This is a genomic window from Neobacillus sp. B24 (assembly GCF_055381825.1).
Genome location: NZ_AP035777.1, coordinates 1,864,260 through 1,878,080, shown reverse-complemented (window position 1 = coordinate 1,878,080; position 13,821 = coordinate 1,864,260). Strand labels below are relative to the sequence as shown.

At 40.3% G+C, this 13,821-nt stretch carries 14 protein-coding genes; 5 read left to right on the top strand and 9 right to left on the bottom strand.

Translation table 11 applies throughout. From position 1 onward, the window contains the following. Window positions 1–106 precede the first annotated feature (106 nt). Window positions 107–1,018 (top strand): COX15/CtaA family protein, encoded by a 912-nt coding sequence (locus ACZ43M_RS09415; protein ID WP_464507144.1) that lies wholly within the window; start codon window positions 107–109, stop codon window positions 1,016–1,018. Window positions 1,019–1,057: 39 nt separating this feature from the next. On the opposite strand, the gene pyc is transcribed toward ACZ43M_RS09415, so the two are convergent. The 3 genes from pyc to ACZ43M_RS09400 form a co-directional block, all read right to left on the bottom strand. Next, the gene (gene pyc / locus ACZ43M_RS09410; protein WP_464507143.1) at window positions 1,058–4,501 is read right to left on the bottom strand and encodes a pyruvate carboxylase; all 3,444 of its coding nucleotides are present in this window, start codon (window positions 4,499–4,501) and stop codon (window positions 1,058–1,060) included. Window positions 4,502–4,568: 67 nt separating this feature from the next. After that, entirely contained in the window at window positions 4,569–5,774 is a 1,206-nt protein-coding gene (locus ACZ43M_RS09405; protein WP_464507142.1) for an FtsW/RodA/SpoVE family cell cycle protein, read from the bottom strand. Between the two features lie 195 nt (window positions 5,775–5,969). Further along, window positions 5,970–6,251, bottom strand: coding sequence for an Fpa/YlaN family protein (locus tag ACZ43M_RS09400; RefSeq protein ID WP_464507994.1), 282 nt, complete (start codon window positions 6,249–6,251; stop codon window positions 5,970–5,972). Window positions 6,252–6,419: 168 nt separating this feature from the next. Here ACZ43M_RS09400 and ACZ43M_RS09395 point away from each other — a divergent pair, with 168 nt between their 5' ends. Then, window positions 6,420–6,917, top strand: a complete 498-nt coding sequence (locus tag ACZ43M_RS09395) for a peptidyl-prolyl cis-trans isomerase (protein WP_464507141.1) — start codon at window positions 6,420–6,422, stop codon at window positions 6,915–6,917. Window positions 6,918–6,969: 52 nt separating this feature from the next. Here ACZ43M_RS09395 and ACZ43M_RS09390 read toward each other — a convergent pair whose 3' ends face one another. Then, window positions 6,970–8,298 (bottom strand): PhoH family protein, encoded by a 1,329-nt coding sequence (locus ACZ43M_RS09390; RefSeq protein ID WP_464507140.1) that lies wholly within the window; start codon window positions 8,296–8,298, stop codon window positions 6,970–6,972. 195 nt (window positions 8,299–8,493) lie between these two features. Between ACZ43M_RS09390 and ACZ43M_RS09385 the strand changes: the two genes are divergently transcribed. Continuing rightward, window positions 8,494–9,084 (top strand): YhcN/YlaJ family sporulation lipoprotein, encoded by a 591-nt coding sequence (locus tag ACZ43M_RS09385; protein ID WP_464507139.1) that lies wholly within the window; start codon window positions 8,494–8,496, stop codon window positions 9,082–9,084. A gap of 18 nt (window positions 9,085–9,102) precedes the next feature. On the opposite strand, the gene ACZ43M_RS09380 is transcribed toward ACZ43M_RS09385, so the two are convergent. Next, the gene (locus ACZ43M_RS09380) at window positions 9,103–9,558 is read right to left on the bottom strand and encodes a pyridoxamine 5'-phosphate oxidase family protein (protein ID WP_464507138.1); all 456 of its coding nucleotides are present in this window, start codon (window positions 9,556–9,558) and stop codon (window positions 9,103–9,105) included. Window positions 9,559–9,724: 166 nt separating this feature from the next. Between ACZ43M_RS09380 and ACZ43M_RS09375 the strand changes: the two genes are divergently transcribed. Beyond that, window positions 9,725–9,925, top strand: a complete 201-nt coding sequence (locus tag ACZ43M_RS09375) for a YlaI family protein (protein ID WP_464507137.1) — start codon at window positions 9,725–9,727, stop codon at window positions 9,923–9,925. A 59-nt stretch (window positions 9,926–9,984) separates the two neighbouring features. On the opposite strand, the gene ACZ43M_RS09370 is transcribed toward ACZ43M_RS09375, so the two are convergent. The 3 genes from ACZ43M_RS09370 to typA are packed head-to-tail and all read right to left on the bottom strand — an operon-like array spanning window position 9,985 to window position 12,482. Further along, window positions 9,985–10,278 (bottom strand): hypothetical protein, encoded by a 294-nt coding sequence (locus ACZ43M_RS09370; protein ID WP_464507136.1) that lies wholly within the window; start codon window positions 10,276–10,278, stop codon window positions 9,985–9,987. Window positions 10,279–10,292: 14 nt separating this feature from the next. Continuing rightward, window positions 10,293–10,607, bottom strand: coding sequence for a YlaH-like family protein (locus ACZ43M_RS09365; protein ID WP_464507135.1), 315 nt, complete (start codon window positions 10,605–10,607; stop codon window positions 10,293–10,295). 39 nt (window positions 10,608–10,646) lie between these two features. Further along, window positions 10,647–12,482 (bottom strand): translational GTPase TypA, encoded by a 1,836-nt coding sequence (typA, locus tag ACZ43M_RS09360; protein ID WP_464507134.1) that lies wholly within the window; start codon window positions 12,480–12,482, stop codon window positions 10,647–10,649. Between the two features lie 136 nt (window positions 12,483–12,618). On the opposite strand from typA, the gene ACZ43M_RS09355 reads away from it, so the two are divergent. Then, the gene (locus ACZ43M_RS09355; RefSeq protein ID WP_464507133.1) at window positions 12,619–12,804 is read left to right on the top strand and encodes a YlaF family protein; all 186 of its coding nucleotides are present in this window, start codon (window positions 12,619–12,621) and stop codon (window positions 12,802–12,804) included. A 28-nt stretch (window positions 12,805–12,832) separates the two neighbouring features. Here the strand turns inward: ACZ43M_RS09355 and ACZ43M_RS09350 are convergent, their stop codons facing one another. After that, window positions 12,833–13,630, bottom strand: a complete 798-nt coding sequence (locus ACZ43M_RS09350; protein WP_464507132.1) for an inositol monophosphatase family protein — start codon at window positions 13,628–13,630, stop codon at window positions 12,833–12,835. Window positions 13,631–13,821: the final 191 nt, after the last annotated feature.

Here is a 13,821-nt window from a genome sequence, read left to right as displayed (position 1 = left end):
AATTCGTTATGATGTATAGGGTACTTTTTATCTTTCTTCTTTTTTTAATCATTATACTGTCAACTATTTTTTTTGACAAATTATTGAACTTTAAGAGGTGAATTTCTTGCGACGTTCTTTGAAGTGGCTGGCAGTTGCCACTACCATCGGAATGATACTAATTTTACTAGGCGGCGCCTTGGTAACAAAGACTGGCTCCGGGATGGGGTGCGGAAGATCTTGGCCATTATGCAACGGTAAATTTCTCCCTACAGAGATTACTCCGGAATTAATTATCGAGTTAGCTCATCGATTGGTCTCGGGTGCGGTCGGGTTTATGGTATTAGTCCTGTCCATATGGGCATGGAAGGCGATTGGGCATATAAGAGAAACTAAATTTCTTTCGTTTCTGTCATTATTCTTTTTAGTTTTACAGGGGCTCGTCGGAGCGGCTGCAGTTATGTGGGGGCAATCCAGCTTTGTACTTGCCTTACATTTTGGGATTTCACTTATATCATTTGCCGCTGTATTGTTATTGACATTGCTTATTTTTGAAATTGACAAGAAGTTTGAGGCAGAAAAACTTTATATCGACAAGCGCATGGGTTTTCATATCATTGCAGTAACCATCTATAGCTATCTTGTGATTTATACAGGTGCATTGGTACGGCATACAAAATCCAGTCTTATTTGCCGCGATTGGCCGTTATGCTTAAACGATTCTCCGGGACTTCCGACTAATTTATATGAATGGGTGCAAATGGGACATCGTACTGCCGCAGGGCTGATATTCCTCTGGATTGGTTACATAACCATTTTAGCTATTCGTCATTACAAAAATCAAAGGGTTCTCTATTGGGGCTGGATTATCGCTTTTGTTCTTGTCTCTCTCCAGGTAATTGCAGGCGCATTTATCATTTTCACCAGGTTAAACCTTTACATCGCCTTGCTTCATGCCTTCTTTATTACCTGCCTGTTCGGGGTGTTAAGCTATTTTATTCTATTATATTCACGGTCCAGAAAGAATCATAGTAAATAAAAACGAGGCTGACTTTAACAAGTCAGCCTTGTTTTTTGGTTAACCTTTTTTCAGTTCCAGTAATAGATCACCCGTTTGGATCGCTTCACCGCTTTTCACATAAATATCCTTTACGACGCCAGCGAATGGTGCCTGGACGGTTGTTTCCATTTTCATGGCCTCAGTAATCATTAAATGATCGCCACGCTCAACCCGCTCTCCTTTTTCTACCAATACCTTAATCACAGTACCAGGCATGGAAGCGGAAATGTGACTTTCATTCTTGTGATCGCCTTTAAGTCTTGAAACGACTGTCGCTTTAATACTTTCATCCTTCACAACTACTTCACGCGGCTGCCCGTTTAACTCAAAATAAACAACTCTGGTACCATCTGCTTGTGGTTGACCAATGGAAACGAGCTTCACAATCAGGGTTTTACCCGTTTCAATTTCAACTTCTATTTCTTCTCCCAAACGCATTCCATACAGGAAGGTTGGCGTATCGAGAACAGAAATATCACCAAAAGCTTCAGCTGTTTTCAGATATTCCAAGAAAACTTTTGGATACAATGCATAAGAAATAATCTCAAATGTGGTTACTTGTCTGCCAAGTTCATCAAACAGCTCTTGCTTGAGCTTTTCAAAATCTACCGATTCAAGTAATTCACCAGGGCGAACCTCAAGTGGTTTTTTCCCCTTTAATATCACCTTTTGCAGTTCTTCTGGGAAACCACCGTGCGGCTGCCCGAGGTATCCCTCAAATAATTCAACAACAGAATCCGGGAAATCAAGTGTTGTCCCTCTTACTAATACTTCTTCCTCAGTTAAATCATTTTGAACCATGAACAGAGCCATATCACCAACAACTTTGGAGGAAGGTGTCACTTTGACAATGTCACCAAACATTTGATTGACCCTTGAATACATTTCCTTGACTTCATCCCACCGGTCGCCCAAGCCAACAGCCTTTGCCTGCTGCTGCAGATTGCTATATTGCCCCCCTGGCATTTCATGCTGATAAATCTCAGAATGCGGTGACATCATGCCAGACTCAAAGTCTTGATAATATTTCCGGACATCTTCCCAATAATGAGATAGTTTTTCAAGCGCATTGATATCTACAGCCGGTTTGCGATTTGTCCCTTCGAGAGCGTAATATAGTGAATTTGCACTCGGCTGGGAGGTTAAACCTGACATTGAGCTAAGGGCTACATCCACGATATCCACGCCGCCGTCAATTGCTCTGGCATAAGTATATATTCCATTACCGCTTGTATCGTGGGTATGCAAATGAATTGGTATATCAACGGTTGCTTTTAATTCGGAAATCAATCGGTATGCTGCTTCCGGCTTCAACAACCCGGCCATATCCTTAATGCCAAGAATGTGAGCCCCCTGAAGTTCAAGTTCTTTGGCAAGATTTTTATAGTATTCAAGATTGTATTTCGATTTTGACGGGTCCAAAATGTCACCGGTGTAGCAAATGGCCGCCTCAGCAATTTTTCCGGTTTCTCTTACCGCTTGAATCGCAACTTCCATCCCTTTAACCCAGTTCAAACTGTCGAAAATACGAAAGACATCGATCCCTGCCGAAGATGATTGGGAGACAAATTCCTTTATTAAATTATCAGGATAGTTTTTATAACCAACTGCATTGGCTCCACGGATTAACATTTGAAACATGACATTCGGTATCTTTTTTCTTAATGTCAAAAGTCTTTCCCATGGATCTTCTTTTAAAAAGCGATAGGCCACATCAAAGGTTGCTCCACCCCACATTTCAAATGAAAACAATTCCGGAATTAACTTTGCTGTTGGTTCTGCAATATGGGCGATATCCGTTGTCCGCATTCTCGTGGCGAGCAGTGATTGATGTGCATCCCTAAACGTAGTATCTGTTAACAAGACCTGCTTTTGGTCCTTAACCCAATTTACCAGTCCTTCGGCACCATGTTGATCCAAAATTTGTTTTGTCCCCTGCTTATAAGAAAGATCAAATGGAATTGAAGGGTTCCTAGGCCTGGAAAATACCGGCCGTTTCTTTTTATCAATCCCAGGAAAACCGTTTACTGTTACAGTTCCGATATAAGATAGCATTTTTGTTCCGCGGTCTTTTCGAACTGGAAACAAAAACAACTCCGGAGTGTTGTCAATAAACGATGTGTCATACTCCCCGTTTAAAAACTTTGGATGCTTAACGACATTTTCCAAAAACGGGATATTGGTTTTGATTCCTCTAATTCTGAATTCCTGCAAGTTCCTGACCATTTTGGCTGCAGCTTGCTCGAATGTCAATGCCCAAGTGGACAATTTAACAAGCAGGGAGTCGTAGTAGGGGGTGATAACTGCACCTTGAAACCCGTTACCGGCATCAAGTCTGACACCAAACCCTCCTCCAGAACGGTAAGCCATAATTTTCCCTGTATCTGGCATAAAATTATTGAGCGGGTCTTCAGTTGTTACCCGAGATTGAATTGCAAATCCGTAGAGCTGGATACTATCTTGGCCCGGAATTCCGATAATCGGACCATGCAGTTCGTGACCTTCAGAAACTAGAATTTGTGTCTGAACGATATCAATACCGGTTACCATTTCGGTAACTGTATGTTCAACTTGGACCCTTGGATTTACCTCAATAAAATAAAATTCATTTTTTGAGACTAAAAATTCGACAGTCCCGGCATTAAAGTAGTCAACGTTTTTCATCAATTTTACTGCCGCATCGCAAATCTGTTCTCTTAAGTCGTCTGAAAGCGACACACTTGGAGCGATTTCAACCACCTTTTGGTGGCGGCGCTGCACCGAACAGTCCCGATCATATAGATGGACAATATTGCCGCTTCTGTCGCCAATAATTTGCACCTCGATATGCTTTGGGTTCTCGATTAACTTTTCAAGATATACCTCATCACTTCCGAAGGCTGCCTTTGCTTCTGATTTTGCCCGTTCGAATGCTTCTTTGACCTCTTCTTGGCTTCTGACTATTCTCATGCCGCGGCCGCCTCCGCCAAGTGCCGCTTTTATAATCAGTGGATAACCATGGACTTCGGCAAAATCCAAGACTTCCTGAAGTTGTCCCACTGGCCCATCCGAGCCTGGAATAACCGGAATACCGGCGAGTTCAGCCTGCTGTCTTGCCTTAACCTTGTCACCAAACATATCCAAGTGTTTAGAAGTTGGGCCAATAAAAATAATCCCCTCTTGTTCACAGCGTCTCGCAAAATGAATGTTTTCTGAAAGGAAACCATAGCCGGGATGAATCGCATCCGCCCCACTCTTTTTAGCAATCTCAATAATTCCATCGATATCCAAATAAGCATCGATTGGTTTTTTTCCTTCTCCCACCAAGTAGGCTTCATCCGCTTTATAGCGGTGGTAAGAACCTGAATCCTCTTTTGAATATATCGCAACAGTCCGAATATTCAGTTCAGTACAAGCGCGAAAAACCCTGATGGCGATTTCTCCCCTGTTAGCTACCAATACTTTATTGATTTGTTTTGCCACCTAATAAACACCTCAGTTTCTATGTATTTTTAAAAACGCGGGAGGCACATGTCGCCCCCGCGTTTTATTAAATATAAAACACCTTGCCATCTTTGGTAACAGGCCTTTTGTCAGGCAGTTCTTGAGTATGTTTGTATTTACTTTCATATTTAACAAACATGGAAACATTGACTAGAATCCCTGATGCTGCGGCCAGCATTAATAGAGAAGAACCTCCATAGCTTATAAAAGGGAGCGGCACACCTGTAAGCGGAATCAAGCCAGATACGCCGGCGAGATTGATAAAAGATTGAATTCCAATCATGCTTGATATACCAATCGCCAGCAGGCTGCCAAATGGGTCCTTGCACTGCAGGCCAATGTAAATTCCCCGCAAAACAATATAAGCAAGCAAAAGAATAACAAACCCAACTCCCCATATTCCCAGCTCCTCGGCGATAACAGCCATAATAAAGTCAGTATGCGCTTCAGGCAGGTAACCAAGCTTTTGGATGCTTTTCCCCAATCCCAAACCGTTTATCCCACCGGAACCAATAGCAATGTAGGAATTTGCCAAGTGATAGCCCGCTTTCTGTACATATTGCTCTGCAAACGGATTTTCCAATACTTGAAATCGAGCAAGCCGTTTTTCAGAAAATATGTAGCCCTGGGCTGCAAATACTAAGGGGATTAAAATAATTAGCGCCATGAACAAAAGCTTCCCTATTGTTTTAAAGCTCATCCCGGAACAGAAAATAACCATCCCTGCAATAAAAGCAATTATACTCGCAGTTCCATAGTCTGGTTGCAGGATAATCAAAAAGCAGACAATAAATAGGAAAATAATAGGAGGCATTACTCCTTTATTAAAATGATTTATATAAGATTGCTTTTTGGCATAAACGGCAGCCAAATAGATGATAATAGCCAGTTTAACAAATTCAGAAGGCTGAAATTTAAATGAACCAATCAAATACCAGCTTCTTGCCCCGTTAGTGACATCACCGAACCAGAATAATCCCACTAGCAGTCCAAGCGATATTAGGACAATCAATACCATAACCTTGGTAAATTTCATTATCTTATAGGGAACAAGCGCTGCAACCACAAAAACGAATGTAAATAATATCAGCCATATCTTTTGTTTTTGGTAAAAGTAATCACTCGGCCAATGATACTTTTGAACAGTCCATGCAATGCTAGAGCTATAGATCATAACTAAACCAAAGCAACACAAAAGGATTATCGTGATAATGAGAGAATAATCATACGATTTTAATATTTTTTTACCCATTTAAGACGTCCTCTATTTCAAAATTGGTTTTATATTATTCTATTATAATAGAAAATATAGGCGATGACTCTAAAAAGTTAATTTGTTACAAGATTTTAAAAAAGAATATTCTGAAAAAGTCAGGCAAAAAATATTTCATTTATTCTATAATAAAAAACTCAAACAATCAATAACAATTGTTTGAGTTTTTTGTCGTTATTTTCTTAATGATGCATCATGCAATGCCGATAATTCTCTCTCTAATTTATCTAAAATCGCTTTTCCATCCTTACTATCAATTAAGCCTAAACGGACAGCAAAGTCTATCTCTCTCGATAAACCGAACATTTGTGTATCCAACACCTCTTCATATAGAGGACATTGAGGCATCGTGAGATTATCCATTTGCACTTTAATAAGCTTTAAGATTTTTTCAGCGTCTGCCTGTAATAAGGCAAAGGCTTTTTCCTGATGATTCACGATCATTTCAGACGCCAACATTTATCCCCCCAGTTCAGAGCGATTATACAACCTATCTTTTAAATTTTACCGCCAAAGCCGGAAAATTGCAAGAACTATGAGGTTTATTACAGAAGTGGTCAGGTTTATGACATTTGCACCGAAAAAAGCTATACTAAATGGTAGGCAGATTAGGAGGAATAACCAATGGAAAATATTATGATGATTACAGGAAAAGTTAAATATTCCATTACACTTGATCCAAGTGTATGGATTTTCGACGACCGCAGAATTGATTTAACTACTTATTTTTCAGCCAATAGGATAGAACATGACCAGCTTGAAGAGTATACCAAAGCTGTTTCCAAGCATTGGGATCGGGAAATCATGGAGGGTGCCGTGTTTCCGCCGACGTTAAAAACCGAGCGGATTTATGAAAAGCAAAAAATGCTTACCGGAACATTTGGCATGCCCTTTAAACCTTTTCTTACTAATTCCGAGCCAGACAGTGAGGCAAATGAGGTAATCATCCACAGTCAAAACGGCGATTATGAGCTTTCACTGGATGAAGCATCAGAGCTAATTTTAGCATACTCCGATAAAGGCAAACCATTAACTGAAGACGGACCTGTTCACGTGTATTTTGGTGATGGTTCTAACCGTGAAAACCCAATTAAGCAAGTCAAAGGTTTTACAGTTAAATAAAAATTTTTACAAGCAAAAACGGGCACTTGCCCGTTTTTTTGTGTAGAACCAACTAAAGCAAATCAGCAGCAAGTCTTGCCAGTCCAGATCTTTCTCCCTTCAACAGTTTAACATGTCCGGAAATAACCTGATCCTTAAATTTTTCCACCACATAGGTCAGCCCATTATTGTAGGCATCAAGGTATGGATGATCAATTTGTTCCGGGTCACCCATTAAGACTATTTTGCTGTCCTCTCCTACCCTAGTTAAAATCGTTTTCACTTCATGTTTCGTCAAATTTTGTGCCTCGTCAATAATGATAAATTGCTTAGGCAAGCTCCTGCCGCGGATATAAGTTAAAGCCTCTACCTCAATGGACCCCATTCCCGCCAAAATCGCATCTAATTCACCAGGCTTCTTCGTATTAAACAAATATTCCAGGTTATCAAATATCGGCTGCATCCAAGGCCTTAGCTTCTCTTGTTTTTCACCAGGCAGGAACCCTAAGTCTTTGCCAACTGGAACAATTGGTCTCGCCACCAGCAGCTTTTTAAATTCATGGAAATCCTCTGTCTGCAACAGCCCGGCTGCGAGGGCAAGCAATGTTTTTCCTGTGCCTGCTTTGCCGATTAAGGTTACAAGCGGAATATCTTTTCTAAGCAATAATTCAATTGCCATTGTCTGTTGGACGTTTCGCGGATGAATTCCCCAAACATGCTCTTGACTCACAGCCAGTTTAGTCACTTTTGTACCAGGTTTATTGACAATTCCAATCGCGGAAGCGGAGCTGCCAAGTACATCTTTCATGATGAGAAATTGGTTGGGATAAAAGGTATAATTAGGTATTTCTGAGAGAAATAACTCTCCTTTCTCATAATAACGGCTTAACAGGTCAATTGGCACGTATACTTCCTGAAATCCGGTATAGATAGAGTCTATTTCAACCACGCGGTCGCTTAAAAAATCCTCAGCAGCCATTCCAATCGCATCTGCTTTCACTCTTACCAAGGCATCCTTACTTACAAGAATGACTGGCTTTCCATTTTCTTTTGTCTGCTCTTCCAAAAATAGATTTTTTGCCACCGCCAAGATACGGTTATCATTCGTTTTTTCAATGAAAATATCTTGAAGTTCATGAAAAGATCGGTGATTTAATTCAATTCTGATTGTTCCTCCGTTTTCGAGCGGAACTTGTTCATGAAGCTTCCCCGAGGCCCTTAGACCATCAATTAATCTTGATACATGTCTGGCATTTCTGCCTATTTCGTCCATATATCTTTTCTTTGAGTCCACTTCTTCGAGAACTACAGCAGGAATTACTACCTCATTATCTTGAAAGGAGAAAATGGAATACGGGTCTTGTAATAAGACGTTTGTATCTAACACGTATATTTTACTCAAAGCGACGCCTCCTGCTTTACTTGGTGTAGGGGTTTTTAATGTTACTAAACAAGCCAATAGACTTTGGTAAAATATATGTTTATTGGAATAAAGATAGAAGGAATTCCGCACAATAATGTTAAGAGCGAAGCTTAAGATTCCTACCGATTGTCACAGATTGTTTCGGCTTTTGATTATGGTTGATGGAGGGGTTTTATGAAAAAGATTTTCATGACAGCAGGGATTTTTCTGGTGCTGACAGGTTGTAATACTAATAAAAATAATGAAGCGGCCGATCAGGCAAATCAATCATTAGTAAAAGTGAAAAACAGCTATATTGACAATGTCGATCGCAAGTCCGGCCAGCAAATCTCCAAGCATCTTGTTGAACTTGCTGCCAGCGTGCCCAATGTCAATGATGCAACCGCCGTCGTTCTCGGGAAATATGCAATTGTCGGCATTGACGTTAATTCCAAGATCGACCGCTCCCAAGTAGGGACGATAAAATATACTGTTGCCGAAAGCTTAAAAAAGGACCCTTACGGTGCAAATGCCGTAGTAGTGGCGGATGTCGATACAACCCAGCGCTTAAAAGAAATGAATAAGGATATTAAAAATGGAAGACCATTGAGCGGCATCATGGAGGAATTGGCCGAAATTTCCGGGCGGGTAATGCCGCAAATACCTGGAGATTTAATCACACCAAGTCCAAAAAATGCTACAGAAAAACCGGAGAAAAAGCTGCCGGCAAATGAAGAAAAGAAATTAGAGAAGGAACAGAAAGATCAGTCCAATCACCATAAATAAAAAGCTTAGTGTCCTACACTAAGCTTTTCTCATGGCGTCCATTACCTGCCTGTCTAACTTCTCGGCAGCATTTTTATCATACGTTTTGTCATATTGAACTTCTGTTACAATTTTTGAACCATAGAACATGACATCCCTTACTTCTTTAATGTTGACTTCAACTAACCCAAGCTTTAATGGTACATCCTGAAGCCGTTCCTGTTTTAGCTTTGCGTTTCCTGAAATAGAATATATTGATTCATTCGCTATGATATTAATAACAACCTGACTGTTGTTGTTAATATTCTCAAGAATACGTGATCGATTATCCACTGCTATATAGATAGTCTCCTCATCTTTTGCCAACACCCAGGAGACCGCGCTGACATTTGGTCCGCCTGTTTCATAATCTATCGTTGCCAGCGTTACAAACCGCTCCTTTTGCAGTTCATCATATAATGGCTTTAATAATCTTGGTTCTACTTGATTAGCCACGGTTACAACCCCTTTATTTCCTATGTACTTCTGTAAAAACAGATATCCTCATATTACTACTATGCCATTGTTTCAGCAAATTAAACATCTCATTATTCTTCATCCCAGTTGCATGATATACTATAATAACAATATAAGTATCAGTTTAATTAACGAGGTGCCCTAAATGAGAGTAAAATGCGTACTATGCGATAAAATAGAAAGTATCGAGGATGAATCACTGATTGCCAAACGCCTCCGAAATCGTCCGATCCATACATATATGTGTCAGTCATGCAGCGAACGAATAAAAGAAAAAACGAACATTCGCTTGGAATCAGGTAATTTTCGCCTTTATCGGCCAAAGACAAATGGTGATGACTGGTGATTAAACCCTAATCTGTAATTTTAAACAAGAAAGAGGCTGTGGAATCACAGCCTCTTTTTTCATTCTTTTATTGGATAGTTCTCGTATTTTTCCGGCTCAAGATTAATCTGATTTAACATTACCTCAATTAATTCCCGTGGAAACCGGTTCTTCTTTAACTCTTCTCCCATTTGGCAGGAAACATAATACATAACATCATCTGTAGTGATTTCAAGATTTGAAACCTCATATTCGTTTGTCAATACCTCTTCAAAATGGGCACATGTTTCCTGCGCCGCGGTATCATTCGGTCGGGCATCGCAAACAACCTTAATCGTAAGCCAATTATATAGCACATCCTGGAACGACCGCATTTTCAAAACCCCCGTTACTTTGCCTCTGTTTCCGCCTTTTTTGAATTATATAGGCGGATTTTATAAATGATCAATATCAATGCAGCAACAACCAGTCCTTCGGCAACTGGCAAAAAGATGCCTAAAAACGTCAGCATGGTGGAACCAATACATAAAAATGCGTAAATAATAATTGATTTTCCAAGTGGCAATTTTTTGGCGAATCCAAGCTTATAAACAAGAACTGATAAACCTACAATCGTCAAATATAGCAGCCACATTCCAAGCTTGGGTTGATCCGCTACCTGATAAAGCGCGGCAAAGAATGAAAGCCTCTCTTCTACCCCCACGGTTAAACCTCCCTAAATTGCTGCATTTCACATCAATAATTAAATTTCGGCATATTTTTTCTTTTTCGCCATTCGTTCACGTTCATTCTTATCCAATATTTTCTTACGAAGGCGGATGGACTGTGGTGTAACTTCACAATACTCATCATCATTCAAGTATTCCAACGACTCCTCCAAAGACATAATTCTTGGCTTTTTAATCACGGATGTTTGGTCTTTGTTGGCTGAACGGACGTTAGTAGCATGTTTCACTTTCGTAATGTTGACAGTCAGGTCATTTTCCCGAGTATGTTCACCAACAATCATACCCTCGTAAATTTCCGTTCCTGGTTCAACGAAAATGGTTCCTCTATCTTCTACCTGCATTATACCATATGTTGAAGCTTTTCCAGATTCCATTGAAACTAGAACGCCCTGATGTCTTCCGCCCACCTGTCCTTGAGCCATCGGCTGATAGCTGTCAAATGTATGATTAATAATGCCATAACCACGTGTTAATGTTAAGAACTCAGTTGTGTAGCCAATTAATCCGCGAGCAGGGACGTTAAAGATTAATCTTACTTGACCTGAACCATTATTAATCATGTCAAGAAGCTCACCTTTGCGCGCTCCCAGCGATTCCATAACAGAACCAGTATGTTCTTCCGGAACATCAATTTGAACCCGTTCTATAGGCTCACAACGAACACCATCAATTTCCTTCACGATTACTTCCGGTTTTGAAACTTGAAGTTCGTAGCCTTCGCGGCGCATATTCTCAATAAGGATCGAAAGGTGCAGTTCACCACGGCCGGACACAATCCAGGCATCTGGTGAGTCGGTATTTTCGACACGCAAGCTGACATCGGTTTGTAATTGGGCTTGAAGTCTTTCTTCAATTTTTCTTGATGTTAAATATTTGCCTTCACGACCAGCGAATGGACTGTTATTAACAGCAAAGGTCATTTGCAAGGTTGGCTCGTCAATTCTTAGGACAGGCAGTGCTTCTTGATGTTCCACTGGACATACCGTTTCACCAACGTTAATATCTTCCATTCCGGAAAGCGCGATTAAATCTCCAGCCTTTGCTTCTTGAATTTCTTGACGCTTTAATCCAAAGAAGCCAAAGATTTTCGTAACACGGAATTGCTTTGTAGAGCCATCCAGCTTCATAAGAGCTACCTGCTGACCAACGTGCATAGTGCCACGGAATACCCTGCCGATTCCAATTCTGCCCACATAGTCATTATAGTCAAGAAGGGCAACCTGGAATTGCAGTGGTTCATCATGATTGTCCACCGGAGCCGGGATGTGTTCAATAATCGAGTCATACAATGCTTGCATGTTTTCATCTTGTTTTTCTGGATTCAAACTTGCTGTACCATTGATTGCTGATGCATAAATAACTGGGAACTCTAACTGGTCTTCTGTTGCATCAAGTTCAATAAATAAGTCTATTACCTCATCCACTACCGCTTCCGGGCGGGCAAAGTCACGATCAATTTTATTGACGACTACAATTGGAGTTAATTTTTGCTCCAATGCTTTCTTCAGGACGAAACGAGTTTGCGGCATGCAGCCTTCGTATGCGTCAACAACAAGAAGAACCCCATCAACCATTTTCATAATCCGCTCTACTTCACCGCCAAAGTCTGCGTGTCCAGGGGTGTCCAAGATATTAATTCGGGTATCTTTATATTGGATTGCTGTGTTCTTCGCAAGGATGGTAATCCCGCGTTCCCGCTCCAAATCATTGGAATCCATAGCCCGTTCTTCCACATGTTCATTGGAACGGAAGGTTCCGGCCTGCTTTAACAATTGGTCAACCAAGGTTGTTTTACCATGGTCAACGTGAGCAATAATAGCTATATTTCGAATATCGTTTCTTATTTTCAAATAAGGTCCACTCCTATATTTCATAAAGTTAGTTATAGTTTCTCATTTACAACTAAAACATTATACCACAATGAAAGTGGAAACCTAAAAGTATTTTATGTAAAATGAAAATATCTTTAATGTAAGGGGTATAAAAATGAAACAAGTAAAGTGGACACTCCTTGTGTATGCTGTATTAGCCGCAGCGTGTATTATGGGAATCGGTATAGCAATTGCTGAAAAGAGCTTAATCGGAGCGATTGGCTGCATTATCGGGATTATTGTCGTTATGGGGCTTGGTTTTACAACCAAAAAAAGAATGCGAGAAAATGGTGAACTATAAAAAGAAGCCTGTTCGAAGAGCAGGCTTCTTACCATTTTCCATTTTTTAAATACTCCGCCAAAATGGTTCCATGTAAACCAGGTTTAGCAACAAACAAAGAATCTTTGGAGAGTAGATCTAGCTTCTCTCCTCTTAAATTGGTAATGATTCCACCAAGTTCATGTATCAAGACAGCGCCTCCTGCATAATCCCACGGAGATAAACGCAAAGAGATATAAGCGTCCACCCTGCCGGTGGCAACAAATATGATTTCTAATGCTGCCGTGCCATATGACCTGGTTCCCCTCGCGTCTCGTACGAGCGATATCATTAAGTTGTGGTCGATTCGATGATTGGGCATAACCCAGGTGGCATTCAACGCAATAATGGATTCGCTTATAGAAACCTCTTTTAGCGGGGGGATCGGTTTTTCATTGAGATAAGCCCCGTGTCCTCGATAAGCATGGTATAGCTCATCATGGACAACATCATATACAAGCCCTATCTTTCCTATTCCATCCTCATACACCCCGATGGAGATGGCAAAATTTCGCTGCTGATGGATAAAATTCATCGTTCCATCAATCGGATCAATAAACCAAATAACACCCTCAACGCTGTCTAATTGATCACCAAAACCTTCTTCGCCCATGATTTTATGGTCGGGATACATTTCTTTAATCTTTTTTATAAAAAATTGTTCTGTTTCTTTGTCAATGTTGGTAACGAGATCATTTTGATTTGTCTTCGTTTCTATATTTAATGTTTGATCAAAGGAGTTACGGATATTTTCGCCAGCTTCTTTTACCCATTGCTTAGCATGGAAATAAACGGTTTCCCAATTCATATTGCCCTCCTCCAAAGCGCATTTGCCGAGACAAGTTTTTTCAATGTATCTAGTATGAAGCATGAGTATTTTTTTCATGTATCTTAAGCTTAATCAAATTACGGCTTTCCTTCAACTTTAAGACCACTTAACATTTCTTAATTGGATTTATGTATACGCAATAATAAACGAACTCCCCCTGCTTATTTGGA